The following is a 23,183-nucleotide window of genomic DNA, read 5'->3' on the forward strand; positions in this document are numbered from 1 at the left end:
AGGAACAGTGCGCGTTATGGTTCAAGTAGTTAACGAGTTACCTAGTTATGCAGCCTATGAACGGCGTCAACAACGCATACAAAGTGTTTATCAGGCCTACTTATTAGAACTAGAACGCGCCCAGTTTGACGGCGATATAGATGGTTCCTACAGTGGCCGCTTAATTGCGGCTACTGATAACAGCGTCTATCAACAATTGCCGCAAGCGGTGCTGTATCCTCGGACGCAAGCAGCACTGCAACAAGCCTTTCAACTGGCGCAGCAAGCTGCGTTCAGAAGTATTCAATTTACGCCTCGAGGCGGCGGTACTGGTACCAACGGGCAGTCGTTAACGGCTGGCATTGTTATCGATTTAAGCCGCTACTTTAATCAGGTGTTAGAGATTGACCCAGAACGAGCCTGGGTACGCTGCCAAAGCGGTGTGGTTAAAGATGCGTTAAACGACGCAGTGCGACCCCACGGGTTTTTTTTCAGTCCTGACTTATCCACCAGTAATCGCGCCACGATTGGCGGCATGATCAATACCGATGCCTCCGGACAAGGCTCATTAGTGTATGGTAAAACCAGTGATCACATCTTAGAGTTGCGTGCAGTTTTACTTAATGGCGAGGTGCTACACACAGCGCCAATAAGCCTGCAACAAGCGCAAGAAAAGGCTCGTGGAGAGAGCTTAGAAGCTGCCATTTATCGCCAAGTTCTAGCGACTTGCGTTGATAAACGAGCTGCTATATGTGCAAAATTCCCGCCTTTAAATCGATTTTTAACCGGCTACGATCTCAAGCATTGCTATGATGAAGATCGCCAACTCATTGACCTTTCCAGGCTTTTAGCCGGCTCTGAAGGAACGCTTGCGATCATCGTTGAGGCTAAACTGAACTTAACCTTGATTCCGCAGCACAAGGTGTTGGTTAATGTTAAGTATGATGATTTTCAATCGGCTCTGCGGCATGCCCCAGCCTTAGTGCAGGCACGTGCTACTTCAGTGGAAACCATTGATAGCAACGTTTTAGATTTAGCCCGCAATGATATTATTTGGCATCAAGTTGCTAGCCAATTAGAAGATGTTGCCGATAAGCCGATGCGCGGCATTAATATGGTTGAATTTACTGCGGTTGCGAAAGCGGATATCGATGACAAAGTAGCGTCTCTTTGCCAGCAGCTTGAGCACTTGATCGCTAACCAAGCAGAGCGGGGCATTATTGGTTATCAGGTTTGTGCCGATGGCAAGAGTATTCAAAATATTTATGCCATGCGCAAGAAAGCAGTCGGTTTGTTAGGGGCTACCAAAGGTCGCCGTAAACCCGTTGCTTTCGCGGAAGATACGGCAGTCCCGCCCGAGCATTTGGCTGACTTTATTTTAGAGTTTCGTGCCATTCTCGATCGCGAGCAATTGCATTACGGCATGTTTGGCCACGTCGATGCGGGAGTGTTGCATGTGCGTCCAGCGCTCGACATGACCAATCCTGATGACGAGCAGCTACTAAGAAAAATCAGTGATCAAGTAGCCGCACTAACCGCCAAGTACGGTGGCTTGATGTGGGGCGAACACGGTAAAGGCTACCGCTCTGAGTATGCGCCAAAGTTCTTTGGGGATGAACTCTATCAAGAACTACAGAAGCTCAAAGCTGTATTCGACCCTGATAATCGTCTTAATCCAGGCAAAATTTGTACCCCGTGGGGAACCTCAGCGAGTTTAGTATCCGTCGATGCTACCAAACGTGGTTTTTATGATCGGCAAATTCCCATTCATGTGCAGGAGAGTTATCAGCCGGCGCTGAACTGTAATGGCAACGGCTTATGTTTTAACTACGATGCCGATTCAGCCATGTGTCCGTCATTTAAAGCCACCGGCGATAGACGTTTTTCACCTAAGGGTCGTGCCACGTTAATTCGTGAATGGCTGCGACTTAACGCCGAACACGGGTTTGATGCAAGCCAACCACCAGCTGCCAAATGGCATCCCATGAAAGCTGTTACAGGGGCCTTTGCGGATGATTTTAATCACGAAGTAAAAGCTGCGATGGATAGCTGTCTAGCCTGTAAAGCTTGTGCTAGTCAGTGTCCGGTAAAAGTTGATGTGCCAGCGTTTCGGGCGCGGTTTCTAGAGTGGTATCACCATAAATATCGGCGTCCAGCTAAAGACTTCTTAGTGAAACAAGTCGAGACGTTGGCCAGTGGCTTAGCGCGAGCGCCGCGGTTAGCAAATTGGCTGACTCACAATGGTTTCAGCAGATGGGTAACTAAGCGTTGGTTTGGCTATGTGGACGCACCTAAATTGTCGGTACCTACGCTCCATAAGCGTTGGCAACAACGCCAATGGTTGAGCATGGATGAGCAGCAATTGACCGCGCATGTGACTACCTTGACCAGCGCACAGCGCGACAACATTGTGGTTGTGGTGCAAGACCCTTTTACTAGTTTTTATGAAGCAGAACTGGTGGAGGCATTTGGTACGTTAGCCAGCCATCTTGGCTTTCAGCCGATCTTGTTGCGCTTTGCCGGTAACGGTAAGGCCCAGCATGTAAAAGGCTATTTAAAAGATTTTGCTAAAACTGCAAACCGTGTAGCAAAACAGCTTAATCACGTTAGTCAACTGCAGTTACCCATGGTAGGTTTAGATGCATCTACCGTACTTTGTTTACACGACGAATACCGTAGCGTGCTCACTGAGCCGCTAAACTATCAGGTGCAATTGAGTCAAACTTGGTTGCTTGATGTGCTGCCCAGTAGGGTGGAGCGGGTAGCAGTGGCTACGCCTAACTTAGATTTGCAATTGCTCACCCATTGTACCGAGCAAACCGCCATGCCTAAGGCTGCTAGTGAATGGCAACAAATTTTTGCGCTATGGCAGATACCTTTAGCGATGGCTAACACGGGGTGTTGTGGTATGGCCGGAACCTTTGGCCATGAAAGCAATAATCAAGCTATTAGTACCAAGCTGTACGATTTGAGTTGGCGTAACAAGGTTGAGCGAGAGGTGGTAACTTTGGCGACGGGTTTTTCTTGTCGTAGTCAAGTAGAACGCCACAGCCCCAGCAAGCGGGCATTACACCCGCTGCAGTGGCTAGCAGCAAACTGCAGGTAATTAACCTGCAGTTTTAGCGGCTTTCGCGTTAGCGATAATTTCTTGTGCCATTTGATCTGCGATTTGTCCAGTTGGACGCTTCTCAGCTGCTGAACGGGCAAAGATCTTATCTAGCGTATCGTAGATGTCACGCACACGCTGGTCGGTTTCAGCGCGGCTCATGTTAGCAGCTTCGCTACAAACGTGAATCACACCACCGGCGTTAATAACGTAATCTGGTGCATACAGAATGCCCATATCCATCACCACCTGGTCGTGGGCTGGCGTTGCTAACTGGTTGTTGGCGCTGCCAGCAATAACCTTGGCTTTGATTTGTTTCAGAGTATCGTCATTTACGGTGGCACCTAGGGCACAAGGTGAATAGACATCAACATCTAATCCATAAATTTCGTCTAAACCAACAACAGTGGCATTCAGCTCTTGCGCTGCACGGGCACATGCTTCTTCATTAATATCGGTAACGAACAGCTGTGCGCCTTCTTTATGGCAATATTCAGCGAAATCGTAGCCTACCGCGCCCAAGCCTTGCACAGCAATTTTTAAGCCTTGTAGATTATCACTACCGAATTTATGTTTAGCTGCCGCTTTAAGGCCTAAATAGGTACCTAGTGCAGTGTGAGGTGATGGATCACCGGCTTTCTCTGCGGTTCCTGCGACAAAGTTAGTTTCTTCAGCAACGTAGGCAATATCGCTGGTACGGATATTAACATCCTCAGCAGTGATATAGCGGCCACTTAAAGAATTAACGAAACGACCATAGGCACGCATTAACTCAGGCGTTTTAATGGTTTTAGCATCACCAATAATAACTGCTTTACCGCCGCCTAATGGCAACCCGGCCATCGCACTTTTATAAGTCATACCGCGCGATAAGCGCAGCACGTCGGTTAATGCTTCAGCTGACGAGGCGTAGTTCCACAAACGGGTACCGCCCAAGCTTGGGCCTAAGGTGGTGTCGTGGATAGCAATAATCGCTTTTAAGCCGGTTTCTTTATCATGACAAAACACGACTTGTTCGTGTTGGTCGAACTCTTTGTGTTCGAATAGAGACATTCTAGGTAATCCTCGTTCATCCCAAAAATTGCGCGAACAATATCACTTTGCTAGGTATTTCACCAGTGAATTGCGGAAATAAAACGTTAACGTAAACGTAAACTTTTGCAACCAAATATTACCCAGTTGAAATGATTGCGTTTGTAACAAATCTGCGTAGTATTGTTAGGGTAGGTAGCCAGCACAACTCCGATCAGTGATAATCTGAGTTGCTAGTTCACCTAGTGAACGTCTAACAACAAATTGATAAAAACAGACAAAAGGACCAAGCAGTATGGCCGAACCATCAACCCCACAATCTCCGGATCAGTTAACCGACGAGCAACGTACCACTTGGGTACGTGAACACTTTCAAGCGGCCAATAAATTTCTTGCGGAACAAGGCATCATTACTGAGCGCGTGCTAACCAAAGAAAGTCGTTACATTGCCCCTATTGTGGCCGTGTGGAAATTCCAAACCCAAGACAAAAAAGAAGTTTGGGTGATTAATGGTGACGTACCCACGGATTTAGCCGCTGGCAAAAATGCCAAAGACGCGCGCGATGCAACGCGTCATTTTTCGTTACAATGGCAAGTAAAAGCGGAAGTTGTAGCTCATCAAGCGCAAGGCGACCGGCAACAACTTAACTATGCTAACTACTTAGTGAACCGCGCTGAGCAGTTGTATGATGTGTTTGAAGACGAAAAATTATGGCAACAGCACGCTTAAGCGTGCTGTTCGTCGGTATCTTCGTCGCTCGCATCAACTAAGTAAAATACGCCCATCTGTACAAGCTCACTCAGTAGCTGTAAGGCTGCTGGGTGTTGCCAATCCAAGTCACTGGTTGTTGTTAACTCAGTTAATTCTAAATCTTGCCACTGTCCCGCTAAATATTCAGCAAAAGGCCGGTTGGCATCGGTTAAGGCAAGTTGCTCGCCGTTGCTGTAACAATGCCCATCGGGACCCAACAGAATACGAGCACCTGGCGTGCGACACAGCAGCAGGGGTTCTTGGTTAGCCAAGCAAAACTGTAATTCCTCTTCGCTCGGGGCAGCTTCTGGTTGAGGTAACGGACGCTTGCTGGTGGATAATACCGCCATCAATGCGCTATCCCATTCCAACTGGGTGAGTTGGCTGAGGGTAAATTCACGTAAATGGTCTAAGCGACTTTGGCTCACTTGATAGGGAGCTCCGTAATCATCGCTGTGGGGATCACGGTAACGAGCTAATTTGGCTGAACTATTTAAGAGATGATCACAGACTGCAGTGGTTAATTCAGCGCTATTTTGTGCCCGAAATCCAACCGAGTAATTTAGACTAGGTTCCAGAGCAATGCCTTCATGCGGGCAACCCGCAGGAATATAAAGCATATCACCCGGTTCTAAGACAACATCAATGACCGCCGTAAAAGGCTGTGCGAGCTGTTTTAAATCTGGATGAGGGCAATGTTCTGTGGCGCCAATAACGCGCTCGCCAACACGCCAATGGCGACGACCTTGCCCTTGAATGATGAAAACATCGTACTGGTCTAGATGTGGACCAACACCGCCACCTTCAGTAGCGAAACTAATCATCACATCGTCAATGCGCCAATCCGGTAAAAACCGAAACGGAGCTATCAGCTGTTGCACTTCAGGAATCCATTCATTTACGGATTGCACCAGTAAGGTCCAACCCGATTCACCAAACGCATCATAAGCCTCGAAAGGACCATGAACCACATTCCAGTTACCTTGGTGATTCTCAATGATGCGCGAATCAACCGCTTCTTCGCAGGCTAAACCGGCTAGTATTTCTGCTTCCACCAAATCTTCAAAGTCAGCAAAAGCCGCGCGAAATAAACGCGGCCGTTGTTGCCAATCTTGCTGTAAGAATTCAGTTTTATTCAGATTTAACGTGAGTGCAGCGACATCACTCATGCGTCTAACTCGTCAACGAAAGCAATCGCACGACCAATGTAATTGGCCGGACTGAGTAATTTAAGTTCTGCTTTGACCTGCTCAGGCAAGGCTAAAGAGTCGATAAATGCGGCCATAGCAACTTGATCCACACGCTTACCGCGAGTGAGTTCTTTGAGTTTTTCGTACGGCTTTTCAATACCATAACGACGCATCACGGTTTGAATAGGTTCGGCTAGAAGCTCCCAGTTTTGATCTAATTCAGCAGCTAGTTGCGCCGTATTAACTTCTAGTTTGCTGATGCCTTTCAAGCTCGCTTGATAAGCAATAAGTGCGTAGGCAAACCCAACCCCAAGGTTACGTAACACGGTAGAGTCGGTAAGATCACGTTGCCAACGGCTGATTGGAAGTTTAGCGGCTAAGTGTTGGAACACGGCATTGGCTAAGCCCAAGTTACCCTCGGAGTTTTCAAAATCAATGGGATTCACTTTGTGCGGCATGGTTGATGAACCCACTTCGCCAGCAATAGTGCGCTGTTTAAAGTGGTTAAGAGCAATGTAACCCCAAACATCACGATCAAAATCAATCACAATGGTATTGAAGCGCGCTACGCAATCAAACAATTCAGCAATGTAATCGTGCGGTTCAATTTGGGTGGTATAAGCGTTAAAGGTTAAGCCAAGTGAGGTCACAAACTGTGCTGCAACTTGATGCCAATCAACATCCGGATAGGCCGCCAAATGAGCATTGTAATTACCTACCGCACCATTGATTTTGCCGAGTAATGGCACTTGTTGAAGCTGTACCAGCTGACGTTGTAAGCGCACATACACATTGGCCATTTCTTTACCCAAGGTGGTTGGGGTGGCTGGTTGACCGTGGGTACGCGCCATCATGGGAACACTTTTATGCTGCTGTGCTAACCCTTTAATGGCCTGAGTTAGTTCAGTCATAGCCGGCACCATCACAGTCGTTAGCGCATCTTTAAGCATTAACGCGTGAGATAAGTTATTGATGTCCTCAGAGGTGCAGGCAAAGTGAATAAATTCACTGACCGCTGCTAGTTCAGCGTGGTCCGCCACTTGCTCTTTAAGGAAGTACTCGACCGCTTTTACATCATGATTGGTGGTACGTTCGATTTCTTTGACACGTTCGGCATGCTGTTCGTTGAAGTTTGCTAACAACTGTTCTAGGAATTCGTTGGCACTAGCAGATAGCGCAGGGACTTCGGCAATGGCTGGGATAGCGGCTAACTGCTGCAACCAACGAACTTCTACAATCACACGTTGGCGAATTAAACCGTATTCACTAAAGATGGGACGTAACGCAGCGGCTTTGCTGCCATAGCGACCATCTACGGGTGATAGGGCAGTTAATGCAGTTAAATTCATCATGCTTGGGGCTCCGAATGCTCACGAATATCGCGAAGTAATTGTTGGGCAACGCGAACCATACGCTGCCGCGAGAAAATAAATTGTCGACGTTTACCACCGTATTGACGCCATAATACTGTATTGCGAATAGCAGCCAACAGCAGGGCTCGGATCATGTGTTGGGCGCTAGGTTGTTGTAGTACATCCTGCTTGCCACTGATTTTTAATGGCGGCCCAAGAGGCGAGATAACATCGCTGTAAGTACCAGCCATACTGGTAATCACTGTATCGTCAGAGAACTGGAACTGATGCCGTTGGCGACCAATATGGGCTAAGCGCTCGCCTAAGGTCTTCAATGCTGCTGGATTTTTGTTGAGCTTGCGCTCCAGCGCTAGCACTCCTACCATGTAGCGGGTAAGTTCTACATCTTTATTCCGACTAGGCCCAATTTGCAGCAGCAGATACTCAAGTCCCAACTGCAAATCAGCCGGTTGCGGATACAAGTCAGTGAAGTCGGTAGGGTTTTGATTGAGTACGCTATCTAGCACGGTTTTGGCGAAATGGGGCTGGCGAAAACTACCAAACCGTGCCATTTGTTTCACTAACGCAATCGCTTGCGCAATGGCTGCAAGAGCAAGTACTCGGTGTTGCCATGCATTCACAGCAACACCTCGTGGTCAGCTAAACGAGCTTCAATAATGCCACCACCTAAACAAACCTCATCAGCATAAAATACGGCTGATTGGCCAGGGGTAACCGCTGCTACCGGTTGGTCAAATACCACTTGCATCCGGCCATCAGGAAGAGGCGTTACAGTACAAGGAATATCTTGCTGGCGATAACGGGTCTTCACCACACAGGTGAACGGCTGTTGCCGCTGCTCGCGGTCAACCCAATGCAGTTGCCCGGCAACTAAGCCTGTTGAATACAAGCGCGGATGATGTTTACCTTGGGCTACGACCAAGATGTTACGCTGCACATCTTTATCAACCACGTACCAAGGCTCGTCGCCAGCATCTGCTAACCCACCTATGTGTAAGCCTTTACGCTGCCCTAAGGTGTGATACATCAAGCCTTCGTGCTGCCCTAAATGGTGCCCATCAACAGATTCAATGGGGCCGGGTTGAGCCGGTAAATACTGCTGCAAAAAATCTTTGAATTTGCGCTCGCCAATAAAACAAATTCCGGTAGAGTCTTTTTTGTCTGCGGTTACTAAGCCTTGTTGTTCCGCAATTTTGCGTACTTCCGGCTTTTCTAGTTCCCCCACCGGAAACAGCGTTTGTGCAACATGGCTGTGGGCAAGAGTGTACAAAAAGTAACTTTGGTCTTTGTTGCTATCGAGCCCGCGTAACAGCTGAAATTTACCTTCATGTTCCCGGCGCCGCACATAGTGCCCAGTAGCAATGTAATCAGCATCCAACGCAACCGCAGCAAATTCTAAAAAGGCTTTGAATTTGATTTCTTTGTTGCACATGATGTCCGGGTTAGGGGTGCGGCCGGCACGATATTCCGCCAAAAAATACTCAAACACATTATCCCAGTATTCAGCGGCAAAATTAACGGTATGTAACGGTATGCCTAAGGTTGCACATACAGCTTCAGCATCGGCAAGATCACTGGCGGCGGCACAATACTCGTCGGTATCGTCTTCTTCCCAGTTTTTCATAAACAAGCCTTCTACCTGATAGCCTTGCTGCATTAGCAAGTAGGCAGAAACAGACGAATCCACACCGCCGGACATTCCGACGATAACTTTGTTACCGGCTGCAGGGTTTGCAGGGCTGGTAGGGGCATGCAGGCTAGCTGACATCGTGGTGTTAGATCCTAACGTTATACAAGAAAATTAATGGTGCTATTTTACCACACCGGAGGCTCTTCACGCCACTCACCTGGCTGCATTTGACGGAGCAAGAAGGGGCCAATACCGGCGCGAATAAGACGTAAGGTTGGCAAGCCCACGGCTGCAGTCATGCGGCGTACTTGGCGGTTGCGGCCTTCGGTGATTTTTAGGCACAACCAACTATCAGGTACACTCAGGCGTTCGCGCACAGGTGGGTTGCGCGGCCATAGGTTTTGCGGCTCTGGCATGACCATGACTTCTGCCGGCAAGGTTATCCCATCATTTAATTCTACGCCTTGGCGCAGTTGTTGTAACGCTTCAGCCGTTGGTTCGCCTTCTACCTGTACCCAATAGGTTTTCTGGAGTTTCTGGCTAGGGTGGCTTATCTTATGCTGTAACACGCCGTCATTAGTTAGTAACAATAGGCCTTCACTATCCTTGTCTAAGCGTCCAGCCGGATAGACATCGTTATGGGGGATTAAGCCCTTTAAGGTTTGTTCATCGGCGCTACCGGAAAATTGGGAAAGCACCCCGTAAGGCTTGTTTAAAAGCACTAGTTTCGGGTTGGCGGTGCGCGGTCGAGCCGCAGCGCCTGAGTTGGGACTGCGCTTGCGTGAACGTCGACGAAAGGTTGCCGAAGCGGGTTTTGCGGTTGCCATAGGAATATCCATTACAGTACTTAAGGCTGATTATCGATATGGATTATCGCACATTTGCTAACAATTAGGCAGGTGGTTCGGCTATGGTATGGTGAGTTCTATTCACCTATAATGCATGCTTGATTCGAACAACAGGATCATTTCAGCACTTACAAGGAGAAAAATAACGTGGCTGATTACCCCAAAAATCCAAATTATGATGTTCCCCCTGGTGATTTTGCTGCGGCGCTACGCGGTGAAAAAAGCTTTGCGATAGGTCAATTATTGCAACGTGCGTGGGATATCACTTTACGCTCATTACCGATGTTATTGATAGCAGGGGTGGTGGTTATTTTAATTAGTATGGTTGTTGGTAGCTTGGTGGAAGCACTGTTACCTACTAGCGATGTTGTGGTTGACGATTCTGGCGAAGTGAATTGGGCCAGTATTAGCTGGACCAACATCGTACTTTCAAACTTGATCAACCAAGCCATTCTAGCTCCTTTTGTTGCTATGCTAGTGCTTATTGGCTTACGTAACGGTGCTGATTTAAAAACGAACTTTGGCCAACTGAAGCAAGTTTTCGCGTCTACTCCACAATTGGTTTTGATTGTTATAGTGACCACTGCGATCATGGTAGTAGCGGCTGCTACTTTGGTCTTTTTAGGTTCATTCGTGAGTATGGTGCTAGGCTTTACGCTGATGGCATTAGTTTTGATCTATTTTCAAATCGCCTTTACCTTGGCCGTACCTTTGGTATTAGACCGCGGATTAAGCGCATGGCGAGCCATCATTGCATCGCTACTGGTGATCAATAAGCAAATGTGGCGCGTATTAGGTTTATATTTGGTGATGTGGATTATTATGTTTATCTCTGCGTTACCGTTGGGCCTAGGCTTATTATTTACTATTCCTATGTTGTACAACCTAAATGGCGTGTTGTATCACACCCTGATTGGTTGTGCGGCAGCAGAAGGACAAGCTGAAGTGGTAGTGAATGACCATCAATAATGCTTGATCAACCACTTATGTTGGTTTTACGACAGCCCCATCTGCAGCGCCGGTGGGGCTTTTGTTTAACAGACTGATAAACCTAAACATGGAGTTTTCATGCGCAAGTTATTTTGGATCTTAGTTGCAGTTGTGATAGCTGTCGCAGTGTGGTTGCCAACACAATTACATCAAGTTACATCAAGCGAACAACTAAGCAAGACAACAGCAGGGCAGGCGCTGTTAAATGTGCCTGTAGTCACCCAAGTACCAGATTTTAGTGGGTACGCAGATGTACGCGACAAGAAAAAAGCTTTTTTTGCCTTTTTAGCACCTTTGGTACAGGCAGAAAATGCCCAAATAGAACTCGACCGCGAGCGTATCTTGGCTTTGCAACAAAAATCCCAATGGAGCGCAAAAGAACAAGCTTGGTTGTTAAAAATAGCTGATGACTATGGTATTGATGGCGATATTGAACAGGCCAACGAATTATTTGAGCTGTTATTGCGCCGTGTCGATTTGGTACCTGAAACACTGGTGTTAGTTCAAGCTGCAAATGAATCCGGTTGGGGAGCTTCTCGATTTGCGCAGGATGCTTTGAATTTATTCGGTCAATGGTGTTTTACCAAGGGCTGTGGCTTGGTGCCCGATGCCCGTGCCGATGAAGCCCGGCATGAAGTTCGCAAGTTTGCTTCAGTGAATGCCTCGGTGCGCAGTTATTTGCGCAATATCAACACTCATCCAGCGTACTTTGATTTACGCTCACTACGCGCTGAGCGACGTGCGCAAGGCCGCGATGTACGAGCTTTAGATTTAACGCCAGGGTTACTGAGCTATTCAGAACGCGGGGAAGAGTATATCGCTGAGTTGAACGCCATGATTCGGGTTAATCGGCCAATCATTATGGATGTGTTAGCTAGTGGCAACGCCGCCGTAAACGACGACGCTGCCCCTCAGAATACGGATACTGTTAGTTCACCATCCGCACCTGAATAACACCAAGACTACTGGCCGCATCGTTAGCATCGCTAGCGCGGTCAGTGGTTTCGCTATCATCGCTATCGCCACGGTAATTTAGAAAGGTTGTTGGAGTACTGTGATCAAAGGCAGTATCACCATCTTGATTAGCTTCGCCGGTGGCAACAATATTTTTAAAGTCATGCAGCTTAGCATCGGCTAAATGAGATGGCACCACGTTCTGTAACGCACTGAACATACTTTCAATTCGGCCTGGGTACTGTTTATCCCAGCTCTTAAGTAATTCTTTAATGACTTTACGCTGCAGGTTTTCTTGGCTGCCACACAAATTGCACGGAATAATCGGAAAGGCCATCTGCTCAGCATATTTGCTGATATCTTTTTCGCTGGCATAAGCTAATGGACGAATCACCACGTGCTGACCATTGTCGCTGACTAACTTAGGTGGCATTGATTTCATGGTGCCGCCATAAAACATATTGAGCATCATGGTTTCTAGCATATCATCACGGTGATGCCCCAGTGCAATCTTGGTAGCACCTAACTCTGAGGCTACCCGATACAAAATACCGCGACGTAGACGCGAGCAAAGCGAACAGGTGGTTTTGCCGGCCGGGATTTTTTCTTTTACGATACTGTAGGTATCTTCTTCAATGATGCGAAAATCCACGCCTTCGTTAGCTAAATACTCGGGTAAAATATGCTCAGGGAACCCCGGTTGCTTTTGGTCTAAATTCACCGCAATGATGTCAAACTTGATAGGAGCAATACGCTGCAAAAAGCGCAAAATATCGAGCAAGGTGTAGCTATCTTTACCACCCGATAAGCACACCATAACGCGATCGCCATCTTCGATCATATTAAAGTCGCTAATAGCTTCGCCCACTTTGCGACGTAAACGTTTTTGCAATTTGTTGAAGTTATACTGCTGCTTTTTCTCTTTGGCAGTATTGCTTGCTGCGCTCATAAGTACCCTGTGTTGCATTGGCCTAACAAAAATTGGCGGCGATTATACCTCAACTGGCGACACAAATCCTTCCGGTTTTACTGCCAACAAATCACAATTAATGGTTTGAATAACATGTTCAGCAGTATTACCAAGTAGAGCGGCTCTAAAACCGGTACGGCCAATGGTTCCAAGTACCACCAGTTCGGCATCTAGCTGCTCTGCAAGTTCTGGAATAACCTGTTCGGGCAAGCCCTCTAAGACATGTTGCGCGCTTTCAGGAATACCATAAGCACGAGCGTGCTCAGCTAATGCGAGACGGTGATTTTCTTCAATAGCTTGCCGGTAGTTGGTGGTGTCAAATTCGGGAATTTCTGCGGCAATAGTGATGGGCGCGCCAGGGTAAGCATTGACCAAGTGAACTTCACTAGATAAACAGCCGGCAAACTTTTGTGCTGCTTCAGTTACCCGTTGATTCAGCGACTGATGATGTTGATGTTCACCGGTGGTGTGGATAGCGGCCAGTACTTTGCCTTGCTCTGGCCAGTCATGTTCTTTTACCAGCAGCACGTGGCAAGGTGCTTTACGTAACAAATGCCAATCCGTAGGGGTAAAAAATAAGGTAGCGAAGCCGTCCCGCACATGGGTTGCTTTTACAATCACATCATGTTGCCCCTGGATGGCGGTTTCGATAATGGCTTCAAAGGGACGGTTATGCCAGACTACTTTGATTTCGATCGCGATATCGCGAGTATTATAGTCTTCGAGCAAATCAGCTATCCAAGCTTTACGATCCGCAATCAAACTATCTCGCATCACATTGCGTTCATCAGCTGCAAGCATCGTGGTCATTTCATAGGAGAAATCATAAATGGATAGCATGATAGTCATGCGGGCACCACTTATTCGAGCAAGCTGTAGGGCTCGATTGAGGGCCTTTTGTTGTTGATGTTCAGGATCTAACACCACCAGAATATTAGCAACGCAACTCATAGCACTATCTCCAAGCTGTCATGGCGAGTTGGAACTCGGTATTTTTAACTTGCTTTGAGTTTAGCTAACAATAACTTAAACATCCATGTCATAACGCATGCTAATGCAATATTCCCAGTTGCCGTAGCGCAATGATGGCAGTCCAAGCTGCGTATAGGATCATAATGATCCCCATCAGTTGTTTGAAACCTTGTGATTTAAGAAACGCCTGCACCGCTTGACTGAACCAACCAAACGCAACCATCGCAGGCAAGGTGCCTAGGCCAAATAGCGCCATATAGAGTGCACCTTGGCTGGCAGATCCGCTTAAGGCTGCCCAACTGAGGGCGCTGTAAACTAACCCACAAGGTAACCAGCCCCAAAGCATGCCGGCCAAATAGAGTGCAGGCATGGATTGAGCTTGGCGAAATTTGACGGCAACCGGTTGTAACGCACGCCACAAGGGTATTCCTAGCTTTTCTAGGCGTTGCAAGCCAAGCCACCATCCGCCTAAATAAAGGCCCAAAACCAATAAAAAGAAGGCAGCAAGCAAGCGTAAGTAGACCAGTCCGTCGGGCATATTTTGCATGATTTGGCTGGCAGCCGCACCGATGATAGCTCCAGCGATAGTGTAGGAGCTAATACGCCCAGCATTGTAGGCTAACAGTCTAGGTAGGGAGGCGTTGCCACTGAGCGCTCCGGCAAGCCCGCCACACATCATTAAACAATGCCCGGCACCAGCTAAGCCCATCAGCAATGCTGCAACAGCATCAATCTGCATCTGGCTTATCCGATGGCTGTTGAGGCTTGGCAGCAGACGCAGCTTTGGGGCCGTCATCATCAAGCAAAACATTCATGCCTTGGCGCTCGAGATCTTCGAATTGGTCACTGCGCACAGCCCATAAGAAGATCCCGACGGCAATGATGACAAATAAAATCGCGATGGGAATAAGTACGTATAAACTATCCATAATTATCGATACAGCCTTAATGAATTAAGCAACACAATAAGCGAGCTAACCGACATACCAATGGCGGCGATGTAGGGGGTTACCAGACCAAACATAGCAACTGGCAATATACCGACATTATAAACCAACGCCCAGATGATATTTTGTCGCAGGATGGTCCGGCTCTTGGCCGCTATGTCAACAAAGCTTAACACCGCACTAAATTGATTACGCATCAGTACCACATCAGCTGCCGTTCGCGCTAAATCAGCGGCATGGCCAAAGGTGACTGAAATATCAGCTTGGGCTAAAACTGGCCCATCATTGATGCCATCACCAATCATCATGACCGGATGCTGCTGTTGCGCCTCACTCACATAGGCGAGTTTATCTGCGGGTAGACAGTTAGCTTGTACTTCTGTGATTCCTAATTGTTGTGCTATGGGTTGTGCCAGCTCTAATCGATCACCGGTTAACATCACTACCTTGAAGCCGGCTTGTTGCAGACGGGCAACACCTATTTGTGCATCGCTGCGAAGCTGATCGCCAACCTGATACTCGGCCCACACCCCAGCCACACTGGCTAAGAACACCTGCGCCTGAGGTAAATGAGGCTGATACTCGGGGTGCCACTGCTGAATAAAAGCTAAGCTGCCCAAACGTACCGATTGGTTCTGCCAAATACCTTGCAAGCCAGCACCAGTGATGGTTTCTACTTGGCTAACTTGGCATTTCGTAGTGGTTAACTGGCGTAACGGTTGTGCTAAAGGATGTTCACTGTAGTGCTCTAACGCCTGGGTTATGGCATGCAGCTGATCACTCGCATAGGGGCTACAAGGAGCAACATAGCTCTGTTGTAGTTTAAACTCACCGCTAGTTAAGGTGCCGGTTTTATCAACAAACACAGTTTTGACTTGCTGCAGTACTTGCAATACATCGGCGTTGCGTAACAGCACGCCGGATTTATTTAATTTATGAATGGCTCCAGTTACAGCGGTTGGTGCGGCCAAGGCTAGGGCGCAAGGGCAGGTGGCAACTAACACCGCTAGGGTTACCCAAAAGGCTTCAGCCGGATCAATCCAGGTCCATATAAGAAACGTAAGTGCCGCCATAATAAGTACCTGTACGACAAACTGATTGGCCAGGCGTTCAGCTACTTGGGCTAGTTTAGGTTTGCGTGACAGCGCTAAATCTTGTAGGGCGATAATACTAGCCAACACGGTATCTTGTTGGATCGCAGTTACTTGTAATCTAGCCGTCTGCTGCTGGTTGATGCTGCCAGCCAGCATGGTCTCACCCCTGTGCTTTTGTACCGGTCGACTTTCGCCCGTAAGCACACTTTCGTTCACTAATGCGGTGCCGTCCAACAGGGTACCATCAGCCGGTAGTGTATGGCCCGAGAGTACGCGAATCACATCACCCGGGTGTAACTGACTGACTGGAACGGTCTCAATCTCACCATCAGCGCCTTCACGGTCCGCCACTGCTGGCAGTAATTTAATTAAATTGGCAGCAGCGCTGAGCGCTTTTTGTTTGGCTAATAATTCTAAATAGCGTCCAACCAATAAGAAGAAGGTGAACATGGCTACGGATTCAAAATACACCTCACCTTGATGAGTGATGGTGGCATAAGCACTGGCCCCATAAGCACCAAGCAGAGCAATACTAACGGGAACGTCCATGTTGGGCCGCTGGGCTTGAATACTGCGCAGCGCGCTTAAATAGAAAGGTTGGGCGCTGTAGAGCAATACAGGCGTGGCGAATAACAAACTAATCCACCACATAAATTGCTTCAAGTTTTCGTCAAATTCCGACAGCACCCCGAAATACAAGGCAACTGCTATCATCATCACTTGCATGGTGGCTAAACCAGCCACTCCAAGCCGATTAATAAAATAGCGGCGTTTACGTTTGAAATCTTGCTCTTGGGTGGCGGATTGAAAGGGTAGAGCGCGGTACCCTAATTGCGCAATTGCTTGTAGCAAGGTACTTAATTTAACCTGTGCTGGCACCCAAGTAATATGCACACGTTCAGTGGTTGCGTTCACTTGTGCTTGCACAACGCCGGCGATTCGAGCTAAGTGCTGTTCGATAAGCCAAGCACAAGCCGAGCAGGTCATACCTTCTACAGACAGTGTCATGCTGCGCGATTGATCATCATGAGTGCGAGTAAATTGTTGTTGTAATTGCTCGTCATCATAAGCGCTAAGTTGCTGCAGTTCTTCTGGCACCAATGGAATAGCGAGGGGATTACTGGTATCACGATATTGATAAAAGTGCAGTAGGTTTTGCTGCGCAATGGTCTCTGCGACCGCCTGACAGCCATAACAACATACGGGACGTTGTTGATCAGCGATAACCACTTGATAGCCACCATCATCAGGAAGTGGCTGCAAGCAGTGAAAACAAAGCCCCGGAGGGGCTTCGGGAAGCACTTTGCTCATGCGGTTAGACGCCGTAAGTTAAGGGTTCAAGCACGATGGTGCGATAGGCTGGTAGATTTAATGATTGCGATAAACGCCAGCTATCATCAAATGGCGTGATGGTGATGGTCCATTTACCGGCTTCAGTTGCGGGTAAATCACCTTTAAATACGCCTTGAGCGTCGGCTGTTAACACTTGCGAAAAGTCTTTATCTGATTGCGTACTATGATAAAAATTAACCGTGAGTGCGGTTAATTGCTGCGGCTTATCGCCACGGTAGCGCAGGGTGAATTGCTGATCCACCTGATTAAAATCAAATTCAATTCCTAATGCTTGAGCAGCTTGTACACGCTCTACTTCAGCGTTAATGCCTCGTCCTTTCTTATAATAATCATCCACCACCATAGGATTGTCGCCATATCGAGCGGCAATGGTCAGGGTGATAATCATTGCAATAATCACTGAAAATGGCAGTGACATCAGAAACCAGGGCCAGAACTGCTTGTACCAAGGTTTTTCCATAGGTTAGACACCTCCACAAGGTGGTTAAAATAAAAAACCCCGCAGGAGCGGGGTTTTTCGATTAGTCCTGCGACAGCCCGTAAACGTACGCGCTAATAACGTGTATCTTATCCTCTCCTAGAATATCTTTCCAGGCAGGCATCACACCGTTACGACCGTGACGTAAGGTTTCTTCGATAGTTTCTTGTGAATTACCGTACAACCAAATGTTGTCAGTCAGGTTAGGTGCGCCTAAGGCGTAGTTACCTTTACCATCTTGACCATGACATGCGGAACAAATCACAAAGTTTGCTTTACCTGCCGCAGCAAGTTCTGGGTCAACTTTACGACCACTTAAACTTAATACGTAGTTGGCTAATTCTGTAATTTGTTTATCGCTAAACTGGCCTGCGTAAGCTGGCATAGCACCACGGCGGCCAGCAATCAAAGAATGCTTGATGGCATCTGGTGAACCGCCATATAACCAATCATCGTCCGTTAGGTTAGGGAAGCCTTTGCCACCCATCGCGTTAGAACCATGACATTGTGCGCAGTTTTGTAAAAACAAGCGCTGGCCAATCTCGGTTGCTTCCTCATCTTGCGCTAGCTCTTCAATTGGACGAGCTGATAATGCCGCAAAAATTGGTCCGTAGGTTTCATCTGCGTAATCCACTTCACGGTCATACTGTACGATTAGACCTGCTTCGCGATTAGCCTTGGTGGCTGCTCGAGACTCTTCTAATGACAATACTTCTTGGTTAGAGCTGGTCCAACCCAGTAAGCCGGCAAAGTTACCCAAACCTGGATACAACGCTAGGTAAACAAAACCCCACACGATAGTGATCCAGAACAGAATCATCCACCAGCGCGGTAGTGGGTTATTGATCTCCACAATACCGTCGAACTCGTGGTCCATCAGTTCGCCTTCTTTGATGTGGGTATAATTTGACATGTTCCAACGCAACAGCCAGATAATACCAACCAAGAAGGCCAGTGTTAGCACGATTATCCATGCACTCCAGAAGCTACTCATTATTCTTAGACTCCTGTTTAGTACTCTTATTGGTTGTGGTTAATTCATCTTCGTCAAAGATTGAATTGGCAGCCTCATCAAAGCGCTTCTTGCTACCTTTGCTATAAGCCCACCAAACCACACCGATAAACAGTACGAAAACTAAAACGGTGTAAAAACTACGCCAAGTGATGTAATCCATCTTACTTAGCCTGTGTCAAGCCAGTTCCTAGTACCTGCAAATATGCAATCAAGGCTTCCATTTCTGTTTTACCTTCAACTGCAGCTTTGGCACCGGCGATATCTTCGTCGGTATAAGGCACGCCGAACGAGCGGAATGTTTCAAGTTTCTTCGCAGTTAACTCACCGTCTAAGGTGTTTTCTGCTAACCACGGGAATGCAGGCATATTTGACTCAGGCACCACATCGCGAGGATTCATCAAGTGAACATAGTGCCACTCATCACTGTAACGTCCACCAACTCGCGCTAAGTCTGGACCAGTACGCTTAGAACCCCACAAATGCGGATGCTCCCAAACGTGCTCACCAGCAAGTGAGTAGTGACCGTAACGTTCAGTTTCGGCACGGAAAGGACGAATCATTTGGCTATGGCAGTTGTTACAGCCTTCGCGAATATAAATGTCACGACCTTCCATTTCTAACGCGGTGTAGGGCTGAAGACCTAACACTGGCTCGTTAGTTTGCTTTTGAAACAGCAACGGGGTGATCTCCACTAAGCCACCGATAGAGATGGCAATAGTCATGAGAACGGCTAACCAGCCAACGCGCTTTTCAACAAATTCGTGTTTTACGTTCTTGCTCATAAGTCGACTCCTTACGCTGACTGAGGTGCAGTGTGTGCTGGAGCTGGCTCAACATCGAGAGTCTCGACGGTTGGAGAACCGGCACGGATGGTGCGATAGCAGTTAACTGCCATCAAGATCATCCCAGCAACAATGAACAGGCCACCGACAAAGCGAATGAACCAGAACGGATAAGAGGCTTCTACGCTCTCTACGAAGCTGTAGGTAAGAGTACCATCAGCTGCGTTTACTGCACGCCACATCAAGCCTTGCATCACCCCTGAAATCCATAGCGCAACAATGTAGAGAACCACACCAATGGTATGCAACCAGAAGTGTACGTTAATCCATTTTACGCTGTGCATTTGGGTTTGGCTCCAAAGGCGTGGAATCAGGTAATACAATGAACCGATAGTGATCATCGCTACCCAGCCTAAAGCACCAGAGTGTACGTGGCCTACCGTCCAGTCAGTGTAATGCGATAGGGCATTTACTGATTTGATTGCCATCATCGGACCTTCGAAGGTCGACATGCCGTAGAATGACAAAGAGACGATCAGGAAGCGCAAGATTGGATCGGTTTTCAGCTTATGCCAAGCACCTGACAAGGTCATGATACCGTTGATCATACCGCCCCAAGAAGGCACGAACAGAATCACCGACATCACCATACCTAACGACTGTGCCCAATCTGGCAACGCAGTGTAGTGTAAGTGGTGCGGGCCGGCCCAGATGTACAAAGAGATAAGGGCCCAGAAATGAACCACCGACAACCGGTACGAATACACCGGACGCTCAGCTTGTTTAGGAACGAAGTAGTACATCATACCTAAGAAGCCAGCCGTCAATAAAAAGCCTACCGCGTTGTGGCCATACCACCATTGCACCATCGCATCCACAGCACCTGAATAGAGGCTGTAAGATTTGGTTAGTGACACTGGTACTGCCATGCTGTTCACAATATGTAACACAGCGATAGTTACGATAAAGCCACCGTAGAACCAGTTAGCTACATAAATGTGCGAGGTACGGCGTTTTACCAAAGTACCAAAGAACACAATGATGTAGGCTACCCAAGAGAGGGCGATCAGAATGTCGATTGGCCATTCTAATTCAGCGTACTCTTTAGTAGAGGTTAGGCCTAGTGGTAACGTAATAACCGCCAAAACAATAACGGTTTGCCATGACCAAAATACAAAGGAAGCTAGCTTGTTCGAAAATAAAGCTGTCTTACAAGTCTTCTGGACAATGTAGAACGATGTTCCCATCAGGGCCGAAGTACCGAATGCGAAAATAACCGCATTAGTGTGCAACGGACGAAGACGAGAATACGTTAGCCAAGGGGTATCAAAATTTAGTTCAGGCCAGATCAGCTGAGCGGCAATAAATACGCCCAGTGACATGCCAATGATTCCCCAAATTACAGTCATCACAGCAAACTGCCGGACGACCTTTAGGTTATATTCAATTTGTTGTGGATTCGTATGGCTCATTTTTGGATTCCGCGTTGATGCTCTGATTTAAGGAGACAGAGTAACGTGATAATAATTAGTTGCTAGCAAGCTACTGAGTAAGTAGTTTGAGTAGCGATGCCATTTTACGGTCATTAACCAAAAAAATACAGGTCAAAACCGAGAAAAAATCAAGCCTTTCGGGCGCTTGGTGGAAATTTGACCAGTTAAAAATACCCTTTAACCAAGGTAGATTATACCCGTATGAAAACTAAGGTCTTTATTTTCGTGGTTTGCAGCATGGTGTTCTTGTATGGCTGCAGCGACAAAGTGCCACAGGTTCAGCATAGCGCAGATACAAAAATCTTCCATCAAATTGATCCAGATCAACCTATGGTAGAGCAGCCTATCCTTATCCAGTTGACCTTGCCAGAGCAGGTACAGCCGCAATTAAGTAAAGTTACGGGAGTGAATATGTATATGGGAGCGATTCCATTAGTTTGGCAGCAACAAACGCAGACTCGCTGGCAGGCCGAGCTGTTATTGGGCGCTTGTGCTGAACCTCTGATGCAATGGCGGGTGACGGTACCGCTAATAAATGGCGAACAACAGCTATCACCTTACGTATTCGAATTCAGCACCAAGCAGCATTAATGCGCGACACAAGCACAAGTTATTTTTAAGACACTAATTGAAACAATTAAGCGATTCATAGCCAGCTTTTGCATGCTATATTGGCTTAGTGATAACGCAATAATCAAAGGATTAGACCTATGTCCATAGCCTTAGTTTGGATAATCATTGGAGTTATTCTCATTCTATCAGAACTCATGCTAACCAGCGTCATTGCAGTGTTTCTGGGGATTGGGGCGATAGTTACTGGGCTACTTTTGCATTGGGGTTTGATTGATCAAATCGCAACGCAGTTTGCAGTTTTCGGAATCGTGAGCTTGGCTCTTTTATGGTTGGCGCGAGGCCGGATAAAACAGTGGTTTTCCGGTTATACGGCAGATGAGGACGAATCCAAACCGAATTTTCAACGCGATATCGGTGCTCGGGTTACGGTTGTGAAAGGGTTTCGTCATGGTGCTGGCCGGGTAACTCTTAATGGGGTGCAGTGGGATGCTTTTTCTGAAGATGAATTAGAAGCAGGTGATACCGCATGGGTGGTAGCCAATGAAGGTATCCAGTTGACGGTACAAAAAGAAAAGCTAAAACGAGCTGCAGCAGCTAACACTCATGGCGAACAATAAAAACCGAAAAACAAAAGCCTAGTGATAAGAAAGTTTGCGGCGGTAAATCGATACTAGAATTAAAATTAACGAGCGAGATAACTACATGAACGAATCTATTATAAACGTCAATTCGGTACTAGCGCTTGGTTTTGCGCTGGCCGCCATCATCATTATTCTGAAATCGGCGCGCATTGTGCCGCAACGTTCTAATTTTGTCATTGAGCGCTTAGGGAAATACAACCGAACTTTAGATTCTGGTTTCCACTTCCTTATTCCTTTTATCGACAAAGTAGCCTACCAGCACACGTTAAAAGAAGAAGTGATTGACGTAGAACGCCAAGCCTGTGTTACCCGCGATAACATCCAAGTAGGCATTAATGGTGTCCTTTATATCCAAGTGGTTGATGCGCACAAGGCAAGTTATGGCATTAACGATTACCGTTATGCGGCGTCTCAGCTAGCACAAACGACCATGCGTTCTGTAATTGGCCAGACGGATCTTGATAAAACCTTTGAAGAGCGAGCGCAAATTAACGAAGTGGTAGTGCAAGCATTAGATGAAGCGGCCGCGCCATGGGGTATCAAAGTCTTAAGATATGAGATTTCTGATATTGAGTTGCCGATGAGTATTAAAGATGCATTAGAACAACAAATGCGGGCTGAACGAGAACGTCGAGCCGCTATTGCGAAATCTGAGGGTGAACGCCAGGCGATGATTAACGTTTCAGAAGGTCACAAGCAAGAAGTGATCAATTTGTCTGAGGCGGAAAAACAAAAGCAAATCAACGAAGCCGAAGGTCGTGCGCAAGAAATCGAGCTGATTGCCACTGCTACTGCGGAAGGTCTACGTAAAATTGCCGCAGCAATCCAAGAGCCAGGTGGGCAGGATGCGGTTAGCTTGCGGGTTGCTGAACAATATGTGAAAGAGTTCGGTAATTTAGCGAAAGAAACAAACACCTTAATCTTGCCGGCACAGCTTGCAGATATTGGTGGTGCGGTGGCTGGATTAACTGAAATCATCAAGAAAAAATAATTAGTTACACTTATAAAACTT

The 23,183-nt window shown here is 47.3% G+C and carries 23 protein-coding genes; 7 read left to right on the top strand and 16 right to left on the bottom strand.

Going from position 1 to position 23,183, the window contains the following annotated elements; translation table 11 throughout:
• Positions 1 to 16 precede the first annotated feature (16 nt).
• The gene (gene ydiJ / locus KGF88_RS04195) at positions 17 to 3,085 is read left to right on the top strand and encodes a D-2-hydroxyglutarate dehydrogenase YdiJ (RefSeq protein ID WP_153825659.1); all 3,069 of its coding nucleotides are present in this window, start codon (positions 17 to 19) and stop codon (positions 3,083 to 3,085) included.
• On the opposite strand, the gene KGF88_RS04200 is transcribed toward ydiJ, so the two are convergent.
• Positions 3,086 to 4,138: a Glu/Leu/Phe/Val dehydrogenase dimerization domain-containing protein gene (locus KGF88_RS04200; protein WP_110075118.1), complete on the bottom strand. Its 1,053-nt coding sequence runs from the start codon at positions 4,136 to 4,138 to the stop codon at positions 3,086 to 3,088. It abuts the gene before it with no gap.
• A gap of 274 nt (positions 4,139 to 4,412) precedes the next feature.
• Here KGF88_RS04200 and KGF88_RS04205 point away from each other — a divergent pair, with 274 nt between their 5' ends.
• The gene (locus KGF88_RS04205) at positions 4,413 to 4,847 is read left to right on the top strand and encodes a DUF4826 family protein (RefSeq protein WP_110075117.1); all 435 of its coding nucleotides are present in this window, start codon (positions 4,413 to 4,415) and stop codon (positions 4,845 to 4,847) included.
• On the opposite strand, the gene KGF88_RS04210 is transcribed toward KGF88_RS04205, so the two are convergent.
• From KGF88_RS04210 to KGF88_RS04230, 5 genes are read right to left on the bottom strand one after another with little or no spacing between them, the layout of a single operon-like run.
• Positions 4,844 to 6,037, bottom strand: coding sequence for a cupin domain-containing protein (locus KGF88_RS04210; RefSeq protein ID WP_153825658.1), 1,194 nt, complete (start codon positions 6,035 to 6,037; stop codon positions 4,844 to 4,846). The genes KGF88_RS04205 and KGF88_RS04210 overlap by 4 nt on opposite strands.
• Positions 6,034 to 7,407, bottom strand: a complete 1,374-nt coding sequence (purB, locus tag KGF88_RS04215; RefSeq protein ID WP_153825731.1) for an adenylosuccinate lyase — start codon at positions 7,405 to 7,407, stop codon at positions 6,034 to 6,036. The genes KGF88_RS04210 and purB overlap by 4 nt, the downstream gene beginning before the upstream one ends.
• Entirely contained in the window at positions 7,407 to 8,051 is a 645-nt protein-coding gene (gene hflD, locus KGF88_RS04220) for a high frequency lysogenization protein HflD (RefSeq protein ID WP_153825657.1), read from the bottom strand. Before hflD ends, purB begins: the two co-directional genes overlap by 1 nt.
• Positions 8,048 to 9,199 carry a tRNA 2-thiouridine(34) synthase MnmA gene (gene mnmA / locus KGF88_RS04225; protein ID WP_153825656.1) on the bottom strand — a complete coding sequence of 384 codons (1,152 nt, stop codon included), beginning with the start codon at positions 9,197 to 9,199 and terminating at the stop codon, positions 8,048 to 8,050. The genes hflD and mnmA overlap by 4 nt, the downstream gene beginning before the upstream one ends.
• A gap of 47 nt (positions 9,200 to 9,246) precedes the next feature.
• Positions 9,247 to 9,888, bottom strand: coding sequence for a pseudouridine synthase (locus tag KGF88_RS04230; RefSeq protein WP_153825655.1), 642 nt, complete (start codon positions 9,886 to 9,888; stop codon positions 9,247 to 9,249).
• Positions 9,889 to 10,056: 168 nt separating this feature from the next.
• On the opposite strand from KGF88_RS04230, the gene KGF88_RS04235 reads away from it, so the two are divergent.
• Together KGF88_RS04235 and KGF88_RS04240 are read left to right on the top strand one after the other, a co-directional pair.
• The gene (locus tag KGF88_RS04235; RefSeq protein ID WP_110075113.1) at positions 10,057 to 10,878 is read left to right on the top strand and encodes a hypothetical protein; all 822 of its coding nucleotides are present in this window, start codon (positions 10,057 to 10,059) and stop codon (positions 10,876 to 10,878) included.
• Positions 10,879 to 10,977: 99 nt separating this feature from the next.
• Positions 10,978 to 11,853 carry a glucosaminidase domain-containing protein gene (locus KGF88_RS04240; RefSeq protein ID WP_110075112.1) on the top strand — a complete coding sequence of 292 codons (876 nt, stop codon included), beginning with the start codon at positions 10,978 to 10,980 and terminating at the stop codon, positions 11,851 to 11,853.
• On the opposite strand, the gene ttcA is transcribed toward KGF88_RS04240, so the two are convergent.
• The 10 genes from ttcA to ccoN all read right to left on the bottom strand — a co-directional run bounded on the left by ttcA (position 11,828) and on the right by ccoN (position 20,936).
• The gene (gene ttcA, locus KGF88_RS04245) at positions 11,828 to 12,802 is read right to left on the bottom strand and encodes a tRNA 2-thiocytidine(32) synthetase TtcA (RefSeq protein ID WP_110075111.1); all 975 of its coding nucleotides are present in this window, start codon (positions 12,800 to 12,802) and stop codon (positions 11,828 to 11,830) included. The two genes, KGF88_RS04240 and ttcA, sit on opposite strands and share 26 nt — an antisense overlap.
• A gap of 42 nt (positions 12,803 to 12,844) precedes the next feature.
• The gene (gene uspE, locus KGF88_RS04250) at positions 12,845 to 13,774 is read right to left on the bottom strand and encodes a universal stress protein UspE (protein WP_153825654.1); all 930 of its coding nucleotides are present in this window, start codon (positions 13,772 to 13,774) and stop codon (positions 12,845 to 12,847) included.
• Between the two features lie 100 nt (positions 13,775 to 13,874).
• The gene (locus tag KGF88_RS04255) at positions 13,875 to 14,534 is read right to left on the bottom strand and encodes a sulfite exporter TauE/SafE family protein (RefSeq protein WP_228759430.1); all 660 of its coding nucleotides are present in this window, start codon (positions 14,532 to 14,534) and stop codon (positions 13,875 to 13,877) included.
• Positions 14,524 to 14,724 carry a cbb3-type cytochrome oxidase assembly protein CcoS gene (gene ccoS / locus KGF88_RS04260; protein WP_110075109.1) on the bottom strand — a complete coding sequence of 67 codons (201 nt, stop codon included), beginning with the start codon at positions 14,722 to 14,724 and terminating at the stop codon, positions 14,524 to 14,526. The genes KGF88_RS04255 and ccoS overlap by 11 nt, the downstream gene beginning before the upstream one ends.
• A 2-nt stretch (positions 14,725 to 14,726) precedes the next feature.
• Positions 14,727 to 17,147 carry a heavy metal translocating P-type ATPase gene (locus tag KGF88_RS04265; protein ID WP_153825653.1) on the bottom strand — a complete coding sequence of 807 codons (2,421 nt, stop codon included), beginning with the start codon at positions 17,145 to 17,147 and terminating at the stop codon, positions 14,727 to 14,729.
• A gap of 4 nt (positions 17,148 to 17,151) precedes the next feature.
• The gene (locus KGF88_RS04270; RefSeq protein WP_110075107.1) at positions 17,152 to 17,649 is read right to left on the bottom strand and encodes a FixH family protein; all 498 of its coding nucleotides are present in this window, start codon (positions 17,647 to 17,649) and stop codon (positions 17,152 to 17,154) included.
• A gap of 61 nt (positions 17,650 to 17,710) precedes the next feature.
• On the bottom strand, positions 17,711 to 18,661 hold the full coding sequence (ccoP, locus tag KGF88_RS04275) for a cytochrome-c oxidase, cbb3-type subunit III (protein ID WP_153825652.1): 951 nt from the start codon (positions 18,659 to 18,661) through the stop codon (positions 17,711 to 17,713).
• Positions 18,654 to 18,842: a cbb3-type cytochrome oxidase subunit 3 gene (locus tag KGF88_RS04280; protein WP_110075105.1), complete on the bottom strand. Its 189-nt coding sequence runs from the start codon at positions 18,840 to 18,842 to the stop codon at positions 18,654 to 18,656. The genes ccoP and KGF88_RS04280 overlap by 8 nt, the downstream gene beginning before the upstream one ends.
• Before the next feature lies 1 nt (position 18,843).
• Positions 18,844 to 19,464 (bottom strand): cytochrome-c oxidase, cbb3-type subunit II, encoded by a 621-nt coding sequence (gene ccoO / locus KGF88_RS04285; RefSeq protein WP_153825651.1) that lies wholly within the window; start codon positions 19,462 to 19,464, stop codon positions 18,844 to 18,846.
• Between the two features lie 11 nt (positions 19,465 to 19,475).
• Complete coding sequence (gene ccoN / locus KGF88_RS04290; protein WP_110075103.1) at positions 19,476 to 20,936, bottom strand: cytochrome-c oxidase, cbb3-type subunit I; 1,461 nt, start codon at positions 20,934 to 20,936, stop codon at positions 19,476 to 19,478.
• 222 nt (positions 20,937 to 21,158) lie between these two features.
• On the opposite strand from ccoN, the gene KGF88_RS04295 reads away from it, so the two are divergent.
• The 3 genes from KGF88_RS04295 (at position 21,159) to KGF88_RS04305 (ending at position 23,162) form a co-directional block, all read left to right on the top strand.
• On the top strand, positions 21,159 to 21,548 hold the full coding sequence (locus KGF88_RS04295) for a hypothetical protein (protein ID WP_153825650.1): 390 nt from the start codon (positions 21,159 to 21,161) through the stop codon (positions 21,546 to 21,548).
• Between the two features lie 119 nt (positions 21,549 to 21,667).
• Positions 21,668 to 22,147, top strand: coding sequence for an NfeD family protein (locus tag KGF88_RS04300; protein ID WP_153825649.1), 480 nt, complete (start codon positions 21,668 to 21,670; stop codon positions 22,145 to 22,147).
• A gap of 85 nt (positions 22,148 to 22,232) precedes the next feature.
• Entirely contained in the window at positions 22,233 to 23,162 is a 930-nt protein-coding gene (locus tag KGF88_RS04305) for an SPFH domain-containing protein (protein WP_110075100.1), read from the top strand.
• The last annotated feature ends 21 nt before the right edge of the window (positions 23,163 to 23,183 follow it).

Origin of the sequence: Idiomarina loihiensis (assembly GCF_024584785.1) — a bacterium.
Classification (GTDB): Bacteria; Pseudomonadota; Gammaproteobacteria; order Enterobacterales; family Alteromonadaceae; genus Pseudidiomarina; species Pseudidiomarina fusca.